Origin of the sequence: Comamonas avium, from assembly GCF_014836675.1 — a bacterium.
Lineage (GTDB): Bacteria > Pseudomonadota > Gammaproteobacteria > Burkholderiales > Burkholderiaceae_C > Comamonas > Comamonas avium.
The window spans coordinates 26,883-48,737 of the sequence record NZ_JACSQK010000008.1 but is presented as its reverse complement, the minus strand read 5'-3'; the positions used below and the strand labels follow the sequence as shown (position 1 = coordinate 48,737).

The following is a 21,855-nucleotide window of genomic DNA, read 5'->3' as shown; positions in this document are numbered from 1 at the left end:
GCTTGGCATCAAGCTGCCTGCAGCAGCTCCTTGGCGCGATCCACGCTGACATTGCGCTCAGCCACCAGTGCTTGGGCCACACGCTGCACCTGCTCGCCCTCAGCGCCGGCCAGCAGGGCAATATTGCGGGCATGCAAGGCCATGTGGCCGCGCTGAATACCTTCTGTGGACAGTGCACGCATCGCGGCCAGGTTTTGCGCCAGCCCCACGGCCGCCACGATTTCCCCCAGCTCCTGCGCACTACCCACCTGCATCAGGCGCAATGCCCAGCGGGCCAGCGGATGGGTCTTGGTGGCGCCCCCCACCAAACCCACGGGCATGGGCAGCTCGATGGTGCCCACCAGGTGGCCTGCACGGTTCTTTTCCCAATGCGTGAGCGAGGTGTAGCGCCCCGATCGGGCCGCATAAGCATGGGCCCCGGCCTCCACCGCACGCCAGTCGTTGCCGGTGGCCACGATCACCGGATCAATCCCATTCATGATGCCCTTGTTGTGGGTGGCCGCCCGATAAGGATCGACGGCAGCAAAGGTATAGGCATCCAGAATGCCCTCGATGACCTCTTCACCCCGGTACTGCGCCGTGCTCAGCTGCTCCGGGCTCAAGGTGACGGCGGCCCGCGCCAGCCGCAAATCCGCCAGATTGGACAGGATACGCAAACGCACGCTGGCCCCGCTGATGCGCTCCAGCAGGGGCGCCACCATTTCGGCCATGGTGTTGACCGTATTGGCACCCATGGCGTCGCGCACATCCACAATCAGGTGCACCACCACCATGGGGCCGCGCGGCGTGTGCTCGAACACGTGCACCTCCAGGTCCTGGCAGCCGCCGCCCAGGCCCACCAGCACCTTGTCCTTGGAGTTAGCCATAGCGATGATCTCCTCACGGTGGGTCAGCACTGCATGGCGTACCCCGTGAGGATCTGTCATGCCCACCATCTGCACCTGTGCACGCATCAATGGCTTGGTAGAGGAGGTAAGGAAACCGCCACTACTGCGCACCAGCTTGGCCATGAACGATGCCGCAGCCACCACCGATGGCTCTTCCACCACCATGGGCACCAGCACATCGCGGCCATTGACCTGAAAATTGGTGGCCACGCCCATGGGCAGCTCAAATGTGCCCACTACGTTTTCGATCATGCCGTCGGCCGTGCCCAGCGGCAGGGCCCCTGGCCCGGCCAGCAGTTGCCTATCGGCGCTGTCCATCTCGGCCACACGGGCCAGCACGGCCAAACGCTCTGCCGGCTGCATGTCGCGCATGCCACTGACTCTGGAATCCATTTTTGTGCTCCTTGGAGTTTTCTCTGACTGCGAAGACCGGTGGCCCGGCCCCGTCATGTTGGTGTTGTCACGCTAGCCATGACTTTAGGCGTGCTGTACCCTTTAAGACAGGTACAGTTCAACGAAACAGAAAACATGAGCAACCCCATGCCGGGCTTTGAATCTTTGGCGCAATCCATAGAGCGCGAAATACGCCATGGAGCCTACAAGGCGGGTGAGAAGCTGCCCTCCATACGCGAGCTGGCCAGGCTGCGCAAATGCGCCAAGAACACCGTGGTCGTAGCCTTTGAGCTGCTGGTGGCACGCGGCCTGGTGGAGCCGGTGCGTGGTTCGGGTTTTTACGTCAAGGAACGGCCCATCCGCGTGGAGCTGGACACCTCCAACCATTCCCTGGGCAGGGCACGCGACACCGCATGGTTGATCCGGGAGCAGCTCAAGAGCGACCCCAGCTCCATTCCCGCAGCCGATGGTTTTCCGCCCGCTGACTGGCTGGCTGGAGCTCGCCTGGACAAGGTACACCACAAGGTCGCTCGCAGCGGCCTGGGCACGCTGTTCAACTACGGCAACCGCTTTGGTTATTTGCCCCTGCGCCAGCAATTGGTACGCAAGCTGGGCCGCCTGGAGATCGCAGCTGATTTGCAGCAGATTGTGCTCACCCATGGTGCCAACCAGGCCATGGATCTGGTCATGCGCTACTTTGTGCCGCCAGGCGCCACGGTGCTGGTGGATGACCCCGGCTATTACTTCTTGTTTGGCAAGCTCAAGGTGCATGGCGCCACCATTGTGGGCATTCCCCGCACAGCCACGGGCCCCGATCTGGATGCGCTGGAGCAGGCCATCATCCGCACCCGCCCGCGCATCTTCTTTACTCAGTCAGTGGGCCACAACCCCACGGGTTCAGACCTGTCGCCCGACACGGCAGCCAAACTGGTCAAGCTGGCAGAAAAATACAATCTGCTGCTGGTGGAGATGGACCCATTGGCTGACCTCAAACCCAGTCACAAGCTGCGTCTTTCCACCATAGACCAGCTGCAGCGCACCATCTATATCGGCACGTTTTCCAAATCACTTTCGGCGGCCTTGCGCGTGGGCTTTATTGCCTGCAGCGCAGATTTAGCATCCGAGCTGGCCGACCTCAAATCCATCATCCATGTCAGCACCTCAGAGTACTCCGAGCGTACGGTTGATGCGATTTTACGAGAGCGCTCTTACGACAAGCATTTGCTCAACCTGCAGCTCAAGCTCAGGGAGGCCACGGCCAGCGCCTACCATTTTCTCGAAGAGCTGGACGCCACGTTTTTCTGCCGCCCTCCTGAAAGCCTGTACATGTGGGCCAGCTTTGCCGGTATCCCGGACTCCACACATCTGGCCCAATGGCTGGGCCAGCACAACGTGACCGTGGCTCCCGGCAAAATTTTCTGCCCCCACACCAACACCCCTTGCGCCACCATGCGTCTGAACACAGGGGTTGTGGCCAGCGAGAAACTGCAAACTATCTTGCGCACGGCTATTCCCCAATACCGGGCGCTGGTGGCGGCGCAGACTGGCAGCAACTGAGCAACCAGCCCGTAGGCACGGGGCAAGCCTGCCCGCATTGTTCAAAGGCCAGCCAGCCAGTCACGCACCAGCACATCCAGCCATGATCCGTGCATGGCAGCGCCACCACATTTCAACGGCGATCTTGCAGGGCATCAAGCGATTGAAGCCGCACTGCACAACAGACCGTCATCTGATGCAGCTGCATGTCTTACTCAATTTCGGCAAGCGCCACTGGATTCACCTGATATTCAAAGCAAAACCATTCCACTGGATGATCTTGGTTTTGCCCATAAACAAAAAAGAGAGCTGCTAACGCTTACTGGACTTAGTTTTCAGATAGTTTTATATCTGAAAACTAAGCTGACAGGGCGTTAGCAGCTCTCTTTTTCAAACCAGCACCCTAAACGGAGTGCTGGCTTTCTTTCGCTTTAAGCCAGCGATGCAATCGCAGCGTTGAACGTTGCGCTGGGGCGCATGACCGTATCCAGCTTGGACAGGTCAGGCTGGTAGTAACCGCCAATGTCCACGGGCTTGCCTTGCACGGCGCCCAGCTCGGCCACGATCTTGGCTTCGTTTTCGGTCAACGTCTTGGCCAAAGGCGCGAACTTGGCAGCCAGGCTTGCGTCTTCCGTTTGCGCTGCCAAAGCTTGCGCCCAGTACAGCGACAGATAGAACTGGCTGCCACGGTTGTCGATCTGCCCGACCTTGCGCGCTGGTGACTTGTTCTCGTCCAGCAACTTGCCGGTTGCCTGATCCAGCGTCTTGGCCAGCAGCTTGGCTTGGGCGTTGTTGTACTTGATGCCCATGTCTTCCAGCGACACGGCCAGCGCCAGGAATTCACCCAGCGAATCCCAGCGCAGGAAGTTCTCTTCCACCAGTTGCTGAACGTGCTTGGGAGCAGAGCCGCCCGCACCTGTTTCGTACATGCCGCCACCGGCCATCAAAGGCACGATGGACAGCATCTTGGCCGAGGTGCCCAGCTCCATGATCGGGAACAGGTCGGTCAGGTAGTCGCGCAAAATGTTGCCGGTCACCGAGATGGTATCCAGGCCACGGGCGACACGCTCCAGGGTGAAACGCATGGCGCGCACCTGGCTCATGATCTGGATGTCCAGACCTTCCGTGTTGTGGTCCTTCAGGTACGTACGCACCTTCTTGATCAGCTCGGCTTCGTGGGGACGGTAAGCATCCAGCCAGAAAATTGCAGGCATGCCAGAGTTGCGGGCACGTGTGACGGCCAGCTTCACCCAGTCGCGGATAGGCGCGTCCTTGACCTGGCACATGCGCCAGATGTCGCCCTCTTGCACGTTCTGGGTCAACAGCACTTCGCCAGTGGCGATGTCCACAATGTTGGCCACACCGGCTTCAGAGATCTCGAACGTCTTGTCGTGCGAGCCGTACTCTTCGGCTTTTTGCGCCATCAGGCCCACGTTGGGCACTGTGCCCATGGTGCGGGGGTCAAAGTTGCCGTGCCACTTGCAGAAGTTGATCATCTCCTGATAGATACGGGCAAAAGTCGACTCCGGCATCACGGCCTTGCACTCGTAAGGCTTGCCGTCAGCACCCCACATCTGGCCACCCTGGCGAATCATGGCGGGCATGGATGCATCCACAATGATGTCGTTGGGCGAATGGAAGTTGGTGATGCCCTTGGCCGAGTCCACCATGGCCAGCTCGGGGCGGCCAGCGTGACAGGCGTGCAAATCACGAATGATTTCTTCGCGCTGCGAAGTGGGCAGGGTCTCGATCTTTTCGTAGAGCGTCGACATGCCGTTGTTCACGTTCACGCCCAGCTCGTCAAACAGCTTGCCATGCTTGGCAAACGCGTCCTTGTAATAGATCTTCACGCAGTGACCAAACACGATGGGGTGCGAGACCTTCATCATGGTGGCTTTGACGTGCAGCGAGAACAAGATGCCCGCTTCCTTGCAGTCGTCCAGCTCTTTTTCATAGAAGTCGCACAGCGCCTTCTTGCTCATGAACATGGAGTCGATGATTTCGCCGTCTTTCAGCGCTACCTTTTCCTTGAGCACGATGGACTTGCCCGACGCAGTCTCCAGCACCATCTTCACATCACGGGCCTTGTCCAGCGTCATGGACTTTTCACCGTGGTAGAAGTCGCCTTCGTGCATGTGCGAAACATGGGTACGCGACCATTGCTTCCACTCACCCATCGAATGGGGGTGCTTCTTGGCGTAATTCTTGACCGCAGCAGGTGCGCGGCGGTCAGAGTTGCCTTCGCGCAGCACGGGGTTCACAGACGAGCCAATGCACTTGGAGTAGCGCGCCAAAATGGCTTTGTCTTCGTCAGTCTTGGGGTCTTCAGGGTAGTCAGGCAGTGCGTAGCCCTTGCCCTGCAGCTCCTTGATGGCGGCCATCAGCTGCGCCACCGATGCGGAGATGTTGGGCAACTTGATGATGTTGGCATCGGGCGTCAAAGTCAGCTTGCCCAGCTCTGCCAAGGTGTTAGGTACGCGCTGCGCTTCTGGCAGCACGTCGTTGAATTCGCTCAGGATACGGGCAGCAACGGAGATGTCGCTGGTCTCTACATTCACGCCAGCAGTGGAAGCGAAAGCTTGCACGACGGGCAAAAACGCGCTGGTCGCCAGACGGGGAGCTTCATCCGTCAGGGTGTAGATGATGGTGGATTGCTGTGTTGTCATCTCTTGCTTTTGGCTCAATGGATTGCTGGGATGTGGATAGGCACTTATGACCTGCTCCCGACCGGGTTGCCCGCTGCAGTGCTGCCATCTGGACTGCGCAAAAAGCAGCCACAGATTTCGCATGCGTGAAGCAGACTCCCATGATGCAAAATTCTAACCGTTGATCTGCGCTTTTTACCAACTCTTGTACAAGAGTTATTTAAAAACTCTTCTATAAGACTTGATTGACGCAAGCATTGTTTAGTGTTTGCTTTGTGCAATCTAACAGCGCAGCAAAAGAAAAGCCCGCGGGCTTTCACCAGCGGGCTTGACGAACCTCACGGTCTGCGATGACAGCGAAGTGTCAGGCTGCGTAATTTTCTTCCGCGAACTTCCAGTTGGCCAGATTGTTCAGGAACACTTCCAGGAACTTGGGGCGCGCGTTGCGGTAGTCGATGTAGTACGCGTGTTCCCACACGTCCACCGTGATCAGCGGTGTCTTGCCGTCAACAATGGGGTTGCCAGCAGCGCCGGTGTTCACGATTTCAACGGAACCGTCGGCGTTCTTGACCAGCCATGTCCAGCCCGAACCAAAATTGCCTGCTGCCGACTTGGCGAACTCTTCCTTGAACTTGTCAAAGCTGCCGAACTTGGCGTTGATGGCATCCGCCAGCTTGCCTGTTGGTGCTGCGCCGCCATTGGGGGTCATGCACTTCCAGAAAAAGCTGTGGTTCCAGTGCTGGGCTGCATTGTTATAGATGCCACCGCTGGCCTTCTTAACGATTTCTTCCAGCGACAAGGCCTCGAACTCTGTGCCCTTGATCAGGTTGTTCAGGTTCACCACATACGTGTTGTGGTGCTTGCCGTGGTGGTATTCAAAAGTTTCTTTGCTGTAGTGGGGAGCCAGCGCGTCAATAGCGTAAGGCAACTGGGGCAAGGTATGTTCCATCTTGAATCCTCGTCGTGGTTTAAATAATTAGAAGTCCAGCACAGTGCGCGGTAGCGCCACCTGCAATGCAGCAGGCCTGAGCATGCATTTTGACTTGGCGCAAACAACACGCCTTGTCAGCCATTGTAGGAAGAACCTAAGTGTATTGCAGCTACAAGTTAAGCGTTTTAGCTATTAAAGCGAAAGCACCTGGCTATGTCAGGCCTTATAGAAGCTTGGGCTGAGTGACTGTCACATCCAAAACGCCATCGGCCAGCACCGCTTTCAGAGGCGCGCCGACCGCAGCCTGCTCTACCCGGCTGATGACTTGCCCGCTTTGCGTAGTCAGCACACTGTAGCCACGCTCCAGCACCCGCAGGGGATTGAGCAGCTCCATGCGCTGCTGCATTTGCGCCACCCATTGCCGCTGCGCCTTTAAATGTTGCACCGTTTTTTGAGCAAAACCTGTCTGTAATGCTTGATGCCTGTGCAGGTGTTGCTGCATCTTCATCAGCAGCCCATGGTGTGCACGCTGCTTGAGCTGCGACAGATGCAGACGCTGATGTGCCATTTGCTGGCTGGGCCGCCCCAGACGCACTGCGGTGGCATCCAGACGCTGGGCATTTTTATCAATTTGGCGCAGCACACCAGACTGAATGCGCTGCTCCATCAAGGTCAACCCATCCAGCCAGTTCTGGCGTGGCAGCGCTACCAGCTCTGCAGCCGCAGTGGGCGTAGGAGCGCGCAAGTCGGCGCAAAAGTCGGCAATGGTGAAATCAGTTTCGTGACCAACCCCACAAATCACAGGCACCGGGCTTTGCACGATCGTGCGCGCGACTTGCTCGTCATTAAACGCCCACAGGTCCTCCATGGAGCCTCCGCCACGCACCAGCAAAATCACGTCCACCGGCGGCACACCAGCTTGGCCTTGGCGCTGCGCCAGTGCGTAAAGCTGCGTCAAAGCCTGAACAATGGATGCTGGCGCCTCCCCCCCCTGCACCAAAGACGGTGCAATCAGCACAGGGATATGCGGCACCCGGCGGCGCAAAGCAGTGGCTACATCGTGCAGGGCAGCAGCCCCCAGCGAGGTCACCACCCCAATGCCGCGTGGCATGACAGGCAAAGGGCGCTTGCGGGCTGCATCAAACAGCCCTTGTGCCTCAAGCTGGGCTTTGACGCGCAGAAACTGCTCAAACAAAGCGCCCTGCCCGGCGCGCTGCAGGCTGTCCACAATCAGCTGCAGATCACCACGCTGCTCATACACACCCAGCTTGCCACGCACTTCCACCAGCTCGCCGTCGCGCGGTGTGAAGTCCATCGCCATGGCGGCGCGGCGAAACATGGCACAACGCAACTGCCCCGCCGCATCTTTGATGCTGAAGTAGCAGTGCCCACTGCCTGCGCGTGAAAAGCCCGTAATTTCACCGCGCACCGTCACGGGGTTAAAGCGCGCCTCCAGGCTGTCGGCAATCGCGCGGCACAGCGCGCCGACGTCCCAGACACGGGGTTGAGCAAGGGCGGATGCGTGATCAAAGAAAGACATTAGGAAAGACTCTCAGGCGGACACAGAAAACAACAGCGCAACCCACAGGCATGCGCTTAAGCTTTGATGCCAGCCAAATGCGCGCAAATCAAGGCTGGCAAGCCAGGCACGGCGCAGACGCTGCGTGATAATGCATGGCTGCAAGCAAACAACACACAAGCACGGGAGAAATAAAGTTGCTGTCGATCATACAGGCCGCTGGCTGGCCCATCTGGCCTCTTATTGCATGTTCCATCTTTGCCTTGGCGCTGATTTTTGAGCGCTTTGTCTCCCTGAAAACCGCACGTGTCGCCCCTGCCAAGTTGCTCGATGAGGCCATCGCCGTCTCTAAGGACCGCCTGCCCTCCAACGACGTGATTCAGCAACTGGCGCAAAACAGTGCGCTGGGCGAAGTGCTGGCCAGTGGCATGCAGCAGCTCAACGCCCACCCAAAAAGCAGTGAACAAGATCTGCGCATGCGCATGGAATCAACGGGCCGGGCCGTCGCTCACCGCCTGGAAAAGTATCTGGGCGCGCTGGCCACCATTGCCTCTGCAGCCCCCTTGCTGGGCTTGCTGGGCACGGTCATTGGCATGATTGAAATTTTTGGCTCGCAGTCCGGCTCTGGCGCAATGGGTACAGGCAACCCTGGCCAATTGGCGCACGGCATCTCTATTGCGCTGTACAACACCGCGTTTGGCTTGATCGTGGCGATCCCTGCGCTGATCTTCTGGAAGTACTTCCGCGCACGGGTCGATGCCTACCTGCTGCAGCTGGAGCTGGCCAGCGAGCAGTTTGTGCGCCACCTCAACCATCTGCGTACAAAGTAAGCGAAGCGCACCATGGCCATGAATTTTCGCCCCCGCCGCACGGAAGAACCAGAGATCAATTTGATTCCGTTCATTGACGTGCTGCTGGTGGTGCTTATCTTCCTGATGCTGAGCACCACCTACAGCAAGTTCACCGAGCTGCAGCTTACGCTGCCCACGGCTGACACTGAGAAGATGCGCGATCGTCCCAAGGAAGTCGTCATCTCGATTGCTGCCGATGGCCGCTACGCCATTGACAAAAATGCGCTGGAAGACCGCTCCGTAGATGCCATCGCCAGCGCTTTGGCTGGTGCAGCCCCCGCAGGTGGCGATAGCATTGTCATCATCAGCGCCGACGCAGCCGCGCCCCACCAGTCCGTGGTTTCTGCCATGGAAGCCGCCCGGCGTGCGGGGTTAACGCAAATCACCTTTGCCACGCAATCCGCCGCCGCGGCTGGCAAAAAATAAGACGCACAGCATGCGCACCCCAGCCCATCAGGGCACAGGCTCAGACAGGCTTCGCACGATCTGGCGCAGCCGCAGCCTGGCGGCATGGGCTTTGTTGCCCGCTGCGGCCTTGTACGGCGCGCTCTCTGGGATGCAGCGCAAACTGTATCAATGGGGTTTGAAAAAGGCACAGCATCCAGGCGTGCCTGTCATCGTCATTGGCAACGTGATTGCAGGCGGCGCCGGCAAAACGCCCGTCACTCTGGCCACCGTGGCACACCTGCAGGCACGGGGCCTTACGCCCGGCATCATCTCGCGCGGCTACGGCCGCAGCACCGATGACTGCCGTGAGGCCACGGCCCAATCTGCGCCGCAAGACGTGGGCGACGAACCCCTGCTGATGGCCCGCACCAGTGGCGTGCCCGTGTTTGTGGCTCGCCAGCGCATCGCCGCCGCCCGTGCCTTGCTGGCGGCTTACCCGGCAACTAACGTCCTCGTATGCGACGATGGCCTGCAGCACCATGCCTTGGCACGCGATGTACAGGTGTGTGTATTCAACAGCGAAGGCATTGGCAACGGCTGGCTGCTGCCTGCCGGTCCTTTGCGCGAGCCCTGGCCGCGCCCAGTAACCGCTGTACTGCATTCAGCGCCGCAACCGCCGCAGGGCACGCCTGCAAGCACCCCCAGTTTTCTGCTGCAGCGCCAGCTGGCACCCTTTGCTGTACGCAGCGATGGCACCCGCGTGGCACTGTCTGACTTGCAAGATCAAGCGCTGCACGCCTTGGCCGCCATTGCCCGGCCTGAAGAGTTTTTTGCCATGCTGCGCGCCCAGTCTCTGAACGTGGTCAGCACCGAAGGCTTACCCGATCACTACAATTTTGAAAGCTGGCAACGCCCAACGGATGAGCATTTGCTCGTTGTGTGCACTGAAAAAGACGCTGCCAAAATCTGGCAAACCATGCCGCAGGCACTGGCTGTGCCCCTGCATTTGCAAGTGGATCAAGGCTATTTTGATCTGCTGGATGCCCAGCCGTGCCTATCATCACCCCATTAAAGAACACCCACCGGTACACCGCTATGGATCCCAAACTGCTTGAACTTCTGGTCTGCCCCGTCACAAAAGGCCCACTTCGCTTTGACAAGGAGCGCCAAGAATTGATCTCGCAAAGCGCGCGCCTTGCCTATCCCGTGCGTGATGGCATGCCCATCTTGCTGGAAAACGAAGCCCGCACTCTGGACGACAGCGAACTGCAAGCGTGAGCACCGTGAGCTTCACTGTTCTGATTCCAGCGCGTCTGGCCTCCAGCCGTCTGCCCAACAAGCCACTTGCCGATATTGCAGGCGTGCCCATGGTGGTGCGCGTAGCCCTGCAGGCGCGCAAAAGCGCTGCAACCCGCGTGGTCGTTGCAGCCGACAGCCCATCCATCGTGCAAGCCTGCCTGGCCCATGGCATTGACGCCATCCTCACGCGCGGCGACCACCCCAGCGGCAGCGATCGTCTGGCCGAGGCCTGCACACAACTGGGCCTCGATAGCGACGACATGGTGGTCAACGTGCAAGGCGACGAGCCGCTGATTGACCCGGCCCTGATTGATGCAGTCGCACAGGTGCTGGCCGCAGCGCCCACCGCCAGCATGGGCACAGCTGCCCACCCCATTGCCAGCCTTGAAGATTACGTGAACCCCAACGTCGTCAAAGTTGTCTGCAACGCACAAGGCTTGGCCCACTACTTCAGCCGAGCCCCCATTCCATTGCACCGCGACCAAGCCAGCGCGCAATGGTGGGATGAAAACAGCACTTTCACCCCCTTGCGCCACGTTGGCATATACGCATACCGCGCAGGGTTTTTGCGCGGCTTTCCGCAGCTCCAGCCCGCGCCCACCGAGGCCGTTGAGTCGCTGGAACAGCTGCGAGCCCTGTGGCACGGCCACTCGATTGCGGTGTACATCACACACAGCGCCCCGGGCGCTGGCGTGGATACACCCGAAGACCTTGAGCGTGTTCGCGCGTTGTTGCAGCACGCCTGATCCTTCATATTTCTGAAATTTCTGAAATATGAAGGAAAAATAAGAGCAGTTAGCGCTGGTTCCATCATGTTTTGCGAATTCTTTGATACGCAAAACAAAGTCACGTCAGCGCTAACTGCTCATTTTTTATACAACAACCCGCCCAGTCTTCTACAAGACATGCAGACAACCCATGGCATTCATTCCTGCCGTGCATAGTTGACAAACACCGCTACACACCGCTGTCAAGCACGAAAAACAGCTGTTCAGAAACTGCATCTACGGGAATATCTCTGCGTTTTGTAAGTCAAAAACAAGGGCGTGCGTGCTATCCTTGAACGAATATCGAGCGGTTGCTGCCTGCTTTTCTTGTTCAAGAAAAGCCCCCGCTCCACCAAGAATTTCTACATTTCGAGGATCTCCATGAAACTGATTTTGTTGGGCGCACCCGGCGCCGGCAAAGGCACGCAAGCCGCCTTCATCTGCCAGAAGTTCGGCATCCCCCAAATCTCTACGGGCGACATGCTGCGTGCCGCAGTCAAGGCTGGCACACCGCTGGGCCAGCAAGCCAAGGCAGTCATGGATGCGGGTCAGCTGGTCAGCGATGATCTGATCATCAACCTGGTCAAAGAACGCATCGCCCAGACAGATTGCGTCAATGGCTTCCTGTTTGACGGCTTCCCCCGCACCATCCCCCAGGCTGATGCCATGAAGGCAGCCGGTGTGCATCTGGACTATGTGCTGGAGATCGACGTGCCTTTCGATGCCATCATCGAACGCATGAGCGGCCGCCGTTCACACCCAGCATCGGGTCGCACTTACCACATCAAGTTCAATGCCCCTCAGACAGAAGGCAAGGATGACGTGACCGGCGAGGACTTGGTGCAACGTGAAGACGACAAAGAAGAAACCGTAAAAAAACGTCTGGACGTGTACAGCAGCCAGACTCGTCCATTGGTTGATTACTACCAGGCATGGGCCAAGGAAGACCCGGCACACGCACCCAAGTACCGCGCAATCAGCGGCATGGGCTCCGTAGAAGAAATCACTGCACGCGCCTTTGAAGCACTGAGCGCTTAATTGCGGCTATTGCCCACAAAAAAGCTGCCCTTGTGGCAGCTTTTTTTATGCCTGCACCGCCTTTGCACTACCCCTGTACCTGTATCTGCAGCAGTGTCAGCATCAAACTGATACGCGCCTTCACTGGGCTCAGTGGCGTTACACCGGGATCGCACTCGCCATCGGCCAGCACGATCTGCCCCTGCTCACAACGTGTACTGCGCCAAACCCGCACACCTTGGCTCACCGCCCTGCGAAGGGCTTGCTGCAAGGCTTCATGGATAGAACCATTGCCCGTGCCAGCCACCACCAGCCCCTTGACGCCCCCCGCCACCAATGCGTCAACTGCCTCAGCGCGTGCACAGGCAGTGCTGGTGACAATCTCCACCCAGGGCCACTGCGCAGCATCCCTGCTCCAGGCGCGCGCAGGCACTGCAGAGCTTTCACCACCAAGCTGAGCTTCAGTAGTCCCCCAGCGCACACGCCCTTCTTCCACCCAGCCTGCAGGCCCTGCCGCACCAGAGGAAAAAGCATTCAACCTATACGGATGCACCTTGCGCACACATTGCGCAGCATGCACTTCGCCCGCAGCAGCCACCCAGACACCCGGCAAACCATGGGCGGCACAAACCAGCGCATCACGCAAATTGGCAGGGCCATCTGCTGACAGCGCCGTTGCCGGGCGCATCGCACACGTAAGCACCACAGGTTTGGAGCACTGCAGTACGCACTGCAAGAACCAGGCGGTCTCTTCCAGCGTGTCTGTGCCATGGGTAATGACCACGCCTGCCACGTCTTCTTGCTCCAGCCAGCTGGCGCAAGCTGTGGCCAGTTGCTGCCAGGTACAGATATCCATGTCTTTGCTATCGAGCTGCGCGATTTGCGCCACTTCAAATGCGAAGTGTCCTTGCAGGCACCCTTGTGCAATGGGCTGTAGCAGCTGTGCAACACCAATCTGAGCAGCCTTATAGCCAACGCTGCCCCCATCGGCATGACCCAGCCCTGCAATGGTTCCCCCTGTACCCAAGATCACAATTTTTCTTCTCGTAGACACTTGCAGCCTTCCCAAAACTGGTTAAAAATACAGGTACTGGATAAACAAACAGTTATCCCAAGCAAGGACAGGCATGGAGCACACCACACTCACCCCCAGACAGCAGCAAATTCTGGACCTTATCCAAGATGCTATTTCAAGCACAGGCGCACCGCCTACCCGTGCAGAAATTGCACGCACCTTGGGATTTAAATCCGCCAACGCTGCCGAAGAACACCTGAAAGCACTAGCACGCAAGGGCGTTCTAGAACTGGTCAGCGGAACTTCACGCGGCATACGCCTGGTCAGCGACGCTGTGCGCCACATCAATGCTGCACGTGGCACACACTTTGACTTGCCTATGGCCGCGATGCAACCGTTGCTGCTGCCACTGGTGGGCCGCGTGGCAGCCGGATCACCCATTTTGGCGCAAGAGCACATCGACCAGAGCTTTGCCGTTGAAAGCAGCATGTTTGCCACCAAGCCAGATTACCTCTTGCGCGTACGCGGCATGTCCATGCGCGATGCTGGCATCTTGGATGGAGATTTGCTGGCAGTCCAGTCAACCCGTGAAGCACGCAACGGCCAAATCGTGGTGGCCCGTCTGGGTGATGAAGTCACCGTCAAACGCCTGCGCAAGTCAAGCACCGGCATCGAGCTGCTGCCAGAAAACCCAGACTACCCGGTCATCCAGGTAGATGACAACGAAAGTTTTGCGATTGAAGGACTGGCTGTCGGCTTGATTCGCAACGCCTTCCAGCTCTAACCCGCTCTACCCATTTCATCCTTGCGAATGCGGCGTTGTGTGCCGCAGGGATTGCTGCAGCCTGTTTTTGCCTCCCTTCACCCACCCACCAGAGGAAATCGCCATGCAATTTTTTTACTGCGAGCTACCTTTGCCCCGTATCAGCCCAGCCGCCCACAAGGCGTCCAACCAGGCACGCTTCATTGATCTGCCAGCGCACATGGTTGATCGCCAGGTGTGCACAGGCAATGTGCGCTTAATGCGCCGCATGAAAGATGCCGACAATTCCCGCTTTGTATTGTCTGGAAAACTGGGCGATGTCTGCGCAGCCCTGGATGAGCTCGCCGCTCAAGAGCAGAACAACATTTGGCGCATTGCAGCACAGTAATGGTCTGCTAGCTCGAGCCACAAAGTGAATGTTTTTGAACAGCCACAGAGGGATCGAAAAATCCTGACATGCACCATGGCAAACAAGGCTGATCCAGAGGCATCAAATTGCTGCACGATGCCATCCATGGGTCATCAAGATTCACAAGACCACATTGCACCGGCAGGAGGATTCATGAGCACAACGCCCAACTCCACATCGCGCCAACCCGTTTTACCCAGTAGCGGAGGGCTGATGGGCCGCAGCTTTACTTACCGCACTGCAGAGCAAACCGATGTGCGCTTAACCTGGGAACGTGCCAAGGCCAACCTTCCACGTGCAAAACCGCAAGCCTGACGTGACACGTTCACTGCCCATGCTCCCGCTGCATATGCCCAGCATGAAGATGGCACGGACCCATGCACGCTAGCAGCAAAAGCCTGGAATAACCCTGCTGCAGCCCAAAACTAGAAGCCTAAGGAGGCGCACATCCTCCGCGCATATGTGACGCGCTTCGCTCCTGTGGATCCATCTGCATTTGGTTATCGCTAGGCCAACGACTTTTCGCAGCTTCTATCCTGCGACATCCATCGTCGCTCTGGATTGCTTTTGTAATATAAAAATATTTTTCAGGCGCTCAATTCATATTAAACAAATGAATACGCCCACCTAGATCAAACATCAAAAACTTCTACGCGATTACGGCCATTGTGCTTTGCCTTATAAAGCATTTCGTCTCCGTACTTCAAGACAGAGATAACATCTACCGAATCATCCGGGTAACTAGAGATCCCCAGAGAAATGGTGATTTTGCCGACCATTGGCATTTCGGCTTGTTCCACATTCACTCTCAGTCTTTCAGCAATTTTTGCAGCATCTTCTTTTCTTGTATTAGGCAAGAGTATTAAAAATTCTTCACCACCAATACGACAGGGCACATCATTCAGACGACAAACATTCGCAAGAATATTGGCTAAATTCTTGATTACTTTGTCACCAACGTCATGGCCATATGTATCGTTGATTTTTTTGAAGTAATCGATATCAATTGTGATAATTGAGAATTTGATTTCAAGATTTTTAAACTCTTGAATTGTCGCATCCAGGTTTCTTCTATTACCAAGTCCCGTGAGCGGATCTTTGTGAAGATCCTCACGAAGTTTTTTAATATTATTGTGAAGCAAACCAACACCCAGCAGCAGGGCCTTTTTTAGTTCTTGAGACTCAAAATACCAGGACTTGACGCTTTGTATATTTTTCTCAGTCTCATCTTCATTCATCTTGTGTGCACTGTCAGCCAGCATTTTCAGTGGCGTTGATATTTTTTTAGCTGACCACAAAATAAAAATAAAACACAGAATCACTGCAGGCAAGGTTTTGTAAATGACTTGCTGCATCAATGTTTCCAGAGGCACCAGTGCTGCGCTCATGGGCCGTTGCGCAATGATGCCCCATTCAGCTTTTTTTGAGATTGCAAAACCTGCAATCATTTCAATGCCCTCGCTGTTCAAGACCACCGACTCACCCTCTTGCCCTTGAACAACTCTATTTATTACCGCATTATACTCAACCACGCTACCCAATCTCGCTTGATTGGGATGGTATAGAAGCCTTTTGTTCTTGTCGACCACATAAATATAAGAACCATCTTTATGATAATGCTCACCCAGCAACCTATGTAGAGCGCTTGCTTGTTTTAAATAAATTGTCCCAGCTATAAACCCCTGATAATCTCCTTTTGAAGAAAAAATAGGGTGAGATATAAATACAAGCAAATTACCTACGGTAGAGATATAAGGATCACTTATAACAGGTGCCTTTTTAGCAATCGACTCTAAAACGCCTTGCGTACTCAGCTTCAGCCCTGTGATTTGCAATGCCTCCGGTGAGGTTGCCAAAACTTCAGTACTCACATCAACGATTAACACAGAGTTGAATGTATCAGTTTGCAATCTGACTCGGTCTACTTCAGCTTCTAAAATATTTTTCTTGTCTAAATTTTCAGCAAGCACAGCCGCCGAAAACATTAGTTGCTGTTGTGCCGAATTTAAGAAATCATCCGTTGTTTTTGCCAGCTTGTCTGCATATACATAATTATTACCAAGCGATGCCTTGACCAGTTGCTGGCGCTGAACGCTGTGGGCCGCATAGAATGCACTGACAACAACAATGAGCCCAGTCAGAATGGAAAGCATCAAAATCAGCTTTCTCAAATCTACAGAAATTCTATTTTTATTTCGCACAGCAACTCAAAATCTTTAATGTAAACATGCAAGACCAGCCATCAATATCATGAATATTACATTCACCAAGTGCATGCAGCCATCTCGGTTCACGCTGAACTGTGCTGCTTATTCAAGTCGGCAGCACAGTTTAATCACGTGACGTTTGCTGGATCAATCTGACATCAGCCAGGGGGCACGGTTGCTGCACCGACTGCAGCAATCCGTCCTCCTTTGCCAGCCAGACCTTCGAGTACAGACTTAGCAGGCTGTGCGCACTTTGCGCTGTGTGCATTCAATACGTTCAGACATGCTGGCAGAGCCGCAGCACACCACTGCAGTGGACGATTTCTGATCCAAACCAACTGCTCAAAGCACGACTTTTTATGCAGCCACATCGTGCAAGATTGCGGATAGCGGCATGGAATGAGCCGTGCCTAGGCAGTCTTAGCCATAGCAGCCATCAGCCTGAAAGCATGGAAGTTAGAGCCACAGCGCCAATACAGCAAGCTGATGCACCAGCCTGCATTGCCGCGCTGAAGCACGCTTACAGCAACACAATGTCGTACTGCTCTTGCACCAGGCCGCCCTCGGCCTTCAGTGAGATGGGCTTGCCAATGAAGTCGCTCAGGCCTGCCAAGTGCTGACTTTCTTCGTCCAGCAGCAGGTCAATCACGTCGGGGTTGGCTACTACGCGAAATTCTTTGGGGTTGAACTGGCGAGCCTCACGCAAGATTTCGCGCAATATTTCATAGGCCACGCTGCGCACGGTTTTCACGCTGCCCTTGCCTTGGCAGGCGGGACATGGTTCACACAGCATGTGGGCCAGCGATTCGCGCGTGCGCTTGCGCGTCATCTCCACCAGCCCCAGTTGCGAAAAAGTGCCAGACATGGTTTTGACACGGTCACGCACGAGTTGTTTGCGCAACTCGGCCAGCACCTGCTCGCGGTGTTCTTCGTGTGCCATATCGATAAAGTCGGCAATGATGATGCCGCCCAGGTTGCGCAAGCGCAGTTGGCGTGCAATGGCCTGCGCGGCTTCCAGATTGGTTTTGAAGATGGTGTCATCAAAATTGCGAGCCCCTACGTAGCCGCCAGTGTTGACGTCAACGGTGGTCAGTGCCTCGGTCTGGTCAATGATGAGATAGCCGCCAGATTTGAGATCCACCCGCCGGCCCAGTGCCTTGGCAATTTCTTCGTCAATGGAATACAGATCAAAAATGGGTCGCTCACCCCTGTACAGCTGCAGCTTGGGCACTGCACTGGGCATGAACTCTTTGCCAAAGGCCACCAACTTGTCGAACTGTTCCTTGGAGTCAATGCGAATGCTTTGCGTGACCTCGCCCACCAGATCACGCAGCACGCGTTGCAGCAGATTCAAGTCTTGGTGCAATACAGACATGGGCGGCAAGCTGGTGGCAGCAGATTTGACGCGCGCCCAGGTTTTGCGCAGGTAGGCAATATCTTCGGCCAGCTCTTCGTCAGACGCGTCTTCACCGTTGGTGCGCAAAATGAATCCGCCGCCACCTCCGTTTTCTTTCAGTCCCACCAGTTTCTGCAGGCGCTCACGCAAGGCATCGCGCTCTTGGGGGGTGATTTTTTGCGAAACACCAATGTGTTCGTCTTGCGGCAAATGCACCAGCAATCGCCCTGCAATGCTGATTTGCGTGGACAGCCGCGCACCCTTGGTACCAATTGGATCTTTGATGACCTGCACCACGATGGACTGGCCTTCAAACACCTGGTGTTCGATGGGTTTGGGCGGCTCGTTCTTGCGCGCAATCATCGGTGCATCGCCACTTTCATGGCGGTGCCATACGTCAGCCACGTGCAAAAAAGCAGCACGCTCCAGCCCGATATCAATAAAGGCAGACTGCATGCCCGGCAGCACGCGCGAGACCTTGCCCAGATAGATATTGCCCACCAAACCCCGCTCCAGCGTGCGTTCGGTATGTAGTTCTTGCACTGCACCCAGTTCCACCACCGCCACACGTGTTTCTTGTGGCGACCAGTTGATCAAAATATCTTGCTGCATGTGTACCTGTTGTTTTTGATGAATCGCGTGCAATAAGGCAAGCATGCAAAGCGCATGCCGCGCTTATATCTTCCAGCCGAGTTGACGCAGCAATTGCGCAGTTTCAAATACGGGCAAACCCATGATGCCCGAATAGCTGCCTTCGATGTGCTCAATCATGGCTGCAGCCAAGCCTTGGATGCCATAAGCGCCAGCTTTGCCAAAAGGCTCGCCCGAGGCCACATAGGCGTCGATCTGCGCATCGCTCATGGCCATAAAGCGCACCTTGGAGATCGACAGCGCCTGCAAACGCTGCCCGCCGCTTTGCAAAGCGACAGCGGTCAGCACTTCATGGGTTTGACCAGACAGCTTGCGCAGCATGGCTTGCGCCTGGGCCGCATCAGCGGGCTTGCCCAAAATCTCTTGCCCCAAAGCGACGGTCGTGTCAGATGTGAGCACCGGTGCAAGCGGTAAACCCCGGCGCGCCAGACGGGCAGCCGCCGCATCCAGTTTGAGTCCTGTGACACGCTGCACATAGCTGTGCGGTGCTTCATGGGGCAGCACCGCCTCGATGGCCTCTGCATCTTCAACCACATCTGCCGCTGCGTTGGGCAGCAGCAGTTCATGGCGCACATTCAGCTGCTGCAGCAGTTGACTGCGACGCGGACTTTGGGAGGCAAGATAGATAAATTCAGACATCAGATTCAAATAAAAATGGACGCTGGCACCCGAAATTCAAGCGCCAGAAGCTATTAAAAAAATAGTACCACGCAGCCATGCATGCGGGCAATCAGCACACCGCGCACAGGCGTCATCAAAAAATAAAGCCCTGCAAAAAATGGCAGGGCTTTGAAGACTCAAACAGGGTACAACTTACTCTCGATGGTAAGGGTGGCCTGCGTTGACTGACCACGCACGGTAGAGCTGCTCAATCAGCAGCACACGCACCATCGCATGGGGCAGTGTCAGGTCAGACAGGCGGATTCGCTCATGCGCTGCCTGACGAAACTCAGGGTCCAACCCATCAGGCCCGCCGATCACCAGCGCCACATCATCGCCTTCCAATTGCCAGTGCTGCAAACGCTGCGCAAGGGCCTTGGTTGTCAAGTTGGTGCCGCGCTCATCAAGCACCACAATGCGGGTCCCACGTGGAATGGCCGCTTCAATGCGTTTGCGCTCAGCGGCGTACAAGGTCACCACCGTCTTGGAGCCGCGAGGCTCCGTTTTGACGGTTTTGATTTCCACCTTCAATTCATGCGGGAACCGCTTGGCGTAATCGTCGTAGGCTGTCTGTGCCCAGTCAGGCACATGCTGGCCTACGGCCACGATCAGCAGTCTCATGGCTGATGCTTACTTGGCAGTCCGCGCAGCGCGCTTGGCGGGAGCCTTGTCCGCAGACGCTGTACGGCCAGCTGCACCACGTGCCTTCATAGGCTTGACAACCACTGTCTTGGCAGGTGCTGCGGCCTTCTTGGCAGCTGGTTTCTTCACAGCCGGCTTGGCCGTAGCAGCCGATTTGGCTGCAGGCTTTTTAGCGGCTGGTTTTTTGGCAGCAACGGGCTTGTCTGCTGCTGCGGCAGCCTGTGTAGCAGCCTTTTTGGAAGCAGCTTTCTTGACCACAACCTTGCCGTCAATCGCGGCTGCAGTTTTCTTGGCTGCAGAGCGCTTGGCAGGCTTGGCTTCTTGTGATGCGTCTTCTGAGGCAAAAATCTTTGATGGCTTGGCAGCACCCAGCTTCAAGCGCACGGGCTTGTCGCCCCAGATTTCTTCCAGGCGGTAGTACTGGCGAATCGTAGGCTGCATGACGTGCACGACACACTGACCACAATCGACAATAATCCATTCGCCGTTTTCTTCGCCTTCGTGGCGAGGCACAGCAAAACCGGCCTTTTTGACGGCTTCACGCACGCTGGAAGCCAAAGCCTTGGTTTGGCGGCTGGAGGCACCAGAAGCAATAATCACACGCTCAAACAGCGGTGACAGGTGCTCGGTATTGAAAACCTGAATATCTTGGGCCTTGACGTCTTCCAAGCCATCGACGATGGCACGCTGGAGTTTGGTCACGTCTTTCTTGGCTGCGGAATCCGATTGTGTGGAGGTGCTCATCAGGCGATGTCTGGTTGGAAAATACCGGTCAATATAGCGCGGTGGCACGAAGGACTTCAAGGCCCATTCATATGCTGCCCCACGCTGACAGGGCTTTTATTATGGTTGTAAAAAGAATGCCGACCACAGGGGCCCTGTCGTCGGCAGCTATTGAAATTATAGTTTTCCTGTGCCAATAGCGTTTTGCCTGGCTCAAAGCCAGTCGCGACGCACCAAGTATTGGCTCAGGAGCTCTGCTTCAGGCGTATCCACGGCATCTTGGCGCTGGTAGCTCCAGCTGGCATGCAGTGGCATGGACAGCAAGATGGACTCCGTACGCCCTCCTGACTGCAGCCCGAAGTGCGTACCACGGTCCCAAACCAGATTAAATTCCACATAACGGCCACGTCGGTAGCGCTGGAAATCAACTTGATCGGGTCCGTAATGCGTGTCCTTGCGGCGCTCTACCAAAGGCAGATAAGCCGTCAAAAATGCATCACCGACCGAACGCATCAGGGCAAAACCCTGATCCTGGCCCAGTTCGCTGAAGTCGTCGTAGAAGATGCCGCCAATGCCGCGCTGCTCGTCACGGTGCTTGAGATAAAAATACTCGTCACACCACTTCTTGAAGCGCGGGTACAAGCCTTGGCCAAAAGGCTGCACCGCATCGCGACAGGTTCGGTGGAAATGCACGGCATCTTCTTCAAAGCCATAGACAGGCGTCAGGTCCATGCCACCACCAAACCAGCAAGTCTTGGGTTGACCCTCGTGGCCTGCAGCAATCATGCGCACGTTCATGTGCACCGTTGGTACATAGGGGTTACGCGGATGAAACACCAGTGACACACCCATGGCTTCAAACGGAGCACCCGCCAGCTCAGGCCGGTGCTGCGTTGCCGAAGGAGGCAGCTGCGAGCCCTTCACATGCGAAAAACCACAGCCCGCACGCTCAAACACCACGCCGTTTTCCAAAATCTTGGTGATGCCATCGCCCTGCAGGCGCTCATCAGCACCTTTTTTCCAGGGGTCTGCCAAGAACTTGGCAGCACCCGCACCGGCAGCTGCTTCCACAGCCTCCAGCGACTGGGTAATGCTCGCCTGCAAGCCCAGTAAATAGGCTCGCACGCTTTCGGCTGTGGTTATTTGCTCTTGCACGT

Annotated in this window: 22 protein-coding genes; 11 read left to right on the top strand and 11 right to left on the bottom strand. The window is 56.3% G+C overall.

Annotation, left to right across the window (positions count from 1 at the left end):
- Nucleotides 1-8 precede the first annotated feature (8 nt).
- Nucleotides 9-1,280, bottom strand: coding sequence for a hydroxymethylglutaryl-CoA reductase, degradative (locus tag H9646_RS15700; RefSeq protein ID WP_191724330.1), 1,272 nt, complete (start codon nucleotides 1,278-1,280; stop codon nucleotides 9-11).
- Nucleotides 1,281-1,415: 135 nt separating this feature from the next.
- Here H9646_RS15700 and H9646_RS15695 point away from each other — a divergent pair, with 135 nt between their 5' ends.
- Together H9646_RS15695 and H9646_RS15690 are read left to right on the top strand one after the other, a co-directional pair.
- Nucleotides 1,416-2,837, top strand: coding sequence for an aminotransferase-like domain-containing protein (locus H9646_RS15695; RefSeq protein ID WP_225214252.1), 1,422 nt, complete (start codon nucleotides 1,416-1,418; stop codon nucleotides 2,835-2,837).
- Nucleotides 2,838-2,930: 93 nt separating this feature from the next.
- Nucleotides 2,931-3,194, top strand: a complete 264-nt coding sequence (locus H9646_RS15690; RefSeq protein WP_191724329.1) for a hypothetical protein — start codon at nucleotides 2,931-2,933, stop codon at nucleotides 3,192-3,194.
- 53 nt (nucleotides 3,195-3,247) lie between these two features.
- Here the strand turns inward: H9646_RS15690 and H9646_RS15685 are convergent, their stop codons facing one another.
- The 3 genes from H9646_RS15685 to xseA all read right to left on the bottom strand — a co-directional run bounded on the left by H9646_RS15685 (nucleotide 3,248) and on the right by xseA (nucleotide 7,932).
- Entirely contained in the window at nucleotides 3,248-5,482 is a 2,235-nt protein-coding gene (locus tag H9646_RS15685; RefSeq protein WP_191724328.1) for an NADP-dependent isocitrate dehydrogenase, read from the bottom strand.
- Nucleotides 5,483-5,825: 343 nt separating this feature from the next.
- A complete protein-coding gene (locus tag H9646_RS15680; protein ID WP_191724327.1) occupies nucleotides 5,826-6,410 on the bottom strand; it encodes a superoxide dismutase in 585 nt (194 codons plus the stop codon).
- A gap of 205 nt (nucleotides 6,411-6,615) precedes the next feature.
- Entirely contained in the window at nucleotides 6,616-7,932 is a 1,317-nt protein-coding gene (gene xseA / locus H9646_RS15675; RefSeq protein ID WP_191724326.1) for an exodeoxyribonuclease VII large subunit, read from the bottom strand.
- 176 nt (nucleotides 7,933-8,108) lie between these two features.
- Between xseA and H9646_RS15670 the strand changes: the two genes are divergently transcribed.
- From H9646_RS15670 to adk, 6 genes are all read left to right on the top strand, one after another.
- Nucleotides 8,109-8,741, top strand: coding sequence for a MotA/TolQ/ExbB proton channel family protein (locus tag H9646_RS15670; protein WP_191724325.1), 633 nt, complete (start codon nucleotides 8,109-8,111; stop codon nucleotides 8,739-8,741).
- Nucleotides 8,742-8,759: 18 nt separating this feature from the next.
- A complete protein-coding gene (locus H9646_RS15665) occupies nucleotides 8,760-9,188 on the top strand; it encodes an ExbD/TolR family protein (protein ID WP_191724424.1) in 429 nt (142 codons plus the stop codon).
- A gap of 10 nt (nucleotides 9,189-9,198) precedes the next feature.
- Nucleotides 9,199-10,221, top strand: coding sequence for a tetraacyldisaccharide 4'-kinase (lpxK, locus tag H9646_RS15660; RefSeq protein WP_191724324.1), 1,023 nt, complete (start codon nucleotides 9,199-9,201; stop codon nucleotides 10,219-10,221).
- 23 nt (nucleotides 10,222-10,244) lie between these two features.
- Entirely contained in the window at nucleotides 10,245-10,427 is a 183-nt protein-coding gene (locus tag H9646_RS15655; RefSeq protein ID WP_191724323.1) for a Trm112 family protein, read from the top strand.
- A complete protein-coding gene (gene kdsB / locus H9646_RS15650) occupies nucleotides 10,424-11,194 on the top strand; it encodes a 3-deoxy-manno-octulosonate cytidylyltransferase (protein WP_191724322.1) in 771 nt (256 codons plus the stop codon). Before H9646_RS15655 ends, kdsB begins: the two co-directional genes overlap by 4 nt.
- Before the next feature lie 402 nt (nucleotides 11,195-11,596).
- Complete coding sequence (gene adk / locus H9646_RS15645) at nucleotides 11,597-12,253, top strand: adenylate kinase (RefSeq protein ID WP_191724321.1); 657 nt, start codon at nucleotides 11,597-11,599, stop codon at nucleotides 12,251-12,253.
- 67 nt (nucleotides 12,254-12,320) lie between these two features.
- On the opposite strand, the gene H9646_RS15640 is transcribed toward adk, so the two are convergent.
- A complete protein-coding gene (locus tag H9646_RS15640; protein WP_191724320.1) occupies nucleotides 12,321-13,286 on the bottom strand; it encodes an asparaginase in 966 nt (321 codons plus the stop codon).
- Nucleotides 13,287-13,359: 73 nt separating this feature from the next.
- On the opposite strand from H9646_RS15640, the gene lexA reads away from it, so the two are divergent.
- The 3 genes from lexA (at nucleotide 13,360) to H9646_RS15625 (ending at nucleotide 14,734) form a co-directional block, all read left to right on the top strand.
- Nucleotides 13,360-14,031: a transcriptional repressor LexA gene (lexA, locus tag H9646_RS15635; protein WP_191724319.1), complete on the top strand. Its 672-nt coding sequence runs from the start codon at nucleotides 13,360-13,362 to the stop codon at nucleotides 14,029-14,031.
- Between the two features lie 103 nt (nucleotides 14,032-14,134).
- Nucleotides 14,135-14,398: a hypothetical protein gene (locus H9646_RS15630; RefSeq protein WP_191724318.1), complete on the top strand. Its 264-nt coding sequence runs from the start codon at nucleotides 14,135-14,137 to the stop codon at nucleotides 14,396-14,398.
- 174 nt (nucleotides 14,399-14,572) lie between these two features.
- Nucleotides 14,573-14,734 (top strand): hypothetical protein, encoded by a 162-nt coding sequence (locus tag H9646_RS15625; RefSeq protein ID WP_191724317.1) that lies wholly within the window; start codon nucleotides 14,573-14,575, stop codon nucleotides 14,732-14,734.
- Between the two features lie 317 nt (nucleotides 14,735-15,051).
- On the opposite strand, the gene H9646_RS15620 is transcribed toward H9646_RS15625, so the two are convergent.
- The 6 genes from H9646_RS15620 to hemF all read right to left on the bottom strand — a co-directional run bounded on the left by H9646_RS15620 (nucleotide 15,052) and on the right by hemF (nucleotide 21,853).
- Complete coding sequence (locus H9646_RS15620; RefSeq protein WP_318244934.1) at nucleotides 15,052-16,620, bottom strand: sensor domain-containing diguanylate cyclase; 1,569 nt, start codon at nucleotides 16,618-16,620, stop codon at nucleotides 15,052-15,054.
- Between the two features lie 526 nt (nucleotides 16,621-17,146).
- A complete protein-coding gene (gene rng / locus H9646_RS15615; protein WP_191724316.1) occupies nucleotides 17,147-18,634 on the bottom strand; it encodes a ribonuclease G in 1,488 nt (495 codons plus the stop codon).
- A 63-nt stretch (nucleotides 18,635-18,697) separates the two neighbouring features.
- Nucleotides 18,698-19,312, bottom strand: coding sequence for a Maf family protein (locus H9646_RS15610; protein ID WP_191724315.1), 615 nt, complete (start codon nucleotides 19,310-19,312; stop codon nucleotides 18,698-18,700).
- Between the two features lie 174 nt (nucleotides 19,313-19,486).
- Nucleotides 19,487-19,954, bottom strand: a complete 468-nt coding sequence (rlmH, locus tag H9646_RS15605; RefSeq protein WP_191724314.1) for a 23S rRNA (pseudouridine(1915)-N(3))-methyltransferase RlmH — start codon at nucleotides 19,952-19,954, stop codon at nucleotides 19,487-19,489.
- Nucleotides 19,955-19,963: 9 nt separating this feature from the next.
- The gene (rsfS, locus tag H9646_RS15600; RefSeq protein ID WP_191724313.1) at nucleotides 19,964-20,719 is read right to left on the bottom strand and encodes a ribosome silencing factor; all 756 of its coding nucleotides are present in this window, start codon (nucleotides 20,717-20,719) and stop codon (nucleotides 19,964-19,966) included.
- Nucleotides 20,720-20,911: 192 nt separating this feature from the next.
- The gene (gene hemF, locus H9646_RS15595; RefSeq protein WP_287918235.1) at nucleotides 20,912-21,853 is read right to left on the bottom strand and encodes an oxygen-dependent coproporphyrinogen oxidase; all 942 of its coding nucleotides are present in this window, start codon (nucleotides 21,851-21,853) and stop codon (nucleotides 20,912-20,914) included.
- Nucleotides 21,854-21,855: the final 2 nt, after the last annotated feature.

Bases quoted from the DNA above. Each gene is read 5' to 3' on its own strand.
- H9646_RS15700 (WP_191724330.1), bottom strand. From the start codon at position 1,280: ATGGATTCCAGAGTCAGTGGCATGCGCGACATGCAGCCGGCAGAGCGT.
- H9646_RS15695 (WP_225214252.1), top strand. From the start codon at position 1,416: ATGAGCAACCCCATGCCGGGCTTTGAATCTTTGGCGCAATCCATAGAG.
- H9646_RS15690 (WP_191724329.1), top strand. From the start codon at position 2,931: ATGGCAGCGCCACCACATTTCAACGGCGATCTTGCAGGGCATCAAGCG.
- H9646_RS15685 (WP_191724328.1), bottom strand. From the start codon at position 5,482: ATGACAACACAGCAATCCACCATCATCTACACCCTGACGGATGAAGCT.
- H9646_RS15680 (WP_191724327.1), bottom strand. From the start codon at position 6,410: ATGGAACATACCTTGCCCCAGTTGCCTTACGCTATTGACGCGCTGGCT.
- xseA (WP_191724326.1), bottom strand. From the start codon at position 7,932: ATGTCTTTCTTTGATCACGCATCCGCCCTTGCTCAACCCCGTGTCTGG.
- H9646_RS15665 (WP_191724424.1), top strand. From the start codon at position 8,760: ATGAATTTTCGCCCCCGCCGCACGGAAGAACCAGAGATCAATTTGATT.
- lpxK (WP_191724324.1), top strand. From the start codon at position 9,199: ATGCGCACCCCAGCCCATCAGGGCACAGGCTCAGACAGGCTTCGCACG.
- H9646_RS15655 (WP_191724323.1), top strand. From the start codon at position 10,245: ATGGATCCCAAACTGCTTGAACTTCTGGTCTGCCCCGTCACAAAAGGC.
- adk (WP_191724321.1), top strand. From the start codon at position 11,597: ATGAAACTGATTTTGTTGGGCGCACCCGGCGCCGGCAAAGGCACGCAA.
- lexA (WP_191724319.1), top strand. From the start codon at position 13,360: ATGGAGCACACCACACTCACCCCCAGACAGCAGCAAATTCTGGACCTT.
- H9646_RS15630 (WP_191724318.1), top strand. From the start codon at position 14,135: ATGCAATTTTTTTACTGCGAGCTACCTTTGCCCCGTATCAGCCCAGCC.
- H9646_RS15625 (WP_191724317.1), top strand. From the start codon at position 14,573: ATGAGCACAACGCCCAACTCCACATCGCGCCAACCCGTTTTACCCAGT.
- rng (WP_191724316.1), bottom strand. From the start codon at position 18,634: ATGCAGCAAGATATTTTGATCAACTGGTCGCCACAAGAAACACGTGTG.
- H9646_RS15610 (WP_191724315.1), bottom strand. From the start codon at position 19,312: ATGTCTGAATTTATCTATCTTGCCTCCCAAAGTCCGCGTCGCAGTCAA.
- rlmH (WP_191724314.1), bottom strand. From the start codon at position 19,954: ATGAGACTGCTGATCGTGGCCGTAGGCCAGCATGTGCCTGACTGGGCA.
- rsfS (WP_191724313.1), bottom strand. From the start codon at position 20,719: ATGAGCACCTCCACACAATCGGATTCCGCAGCCAAGAAAGACGTGACC.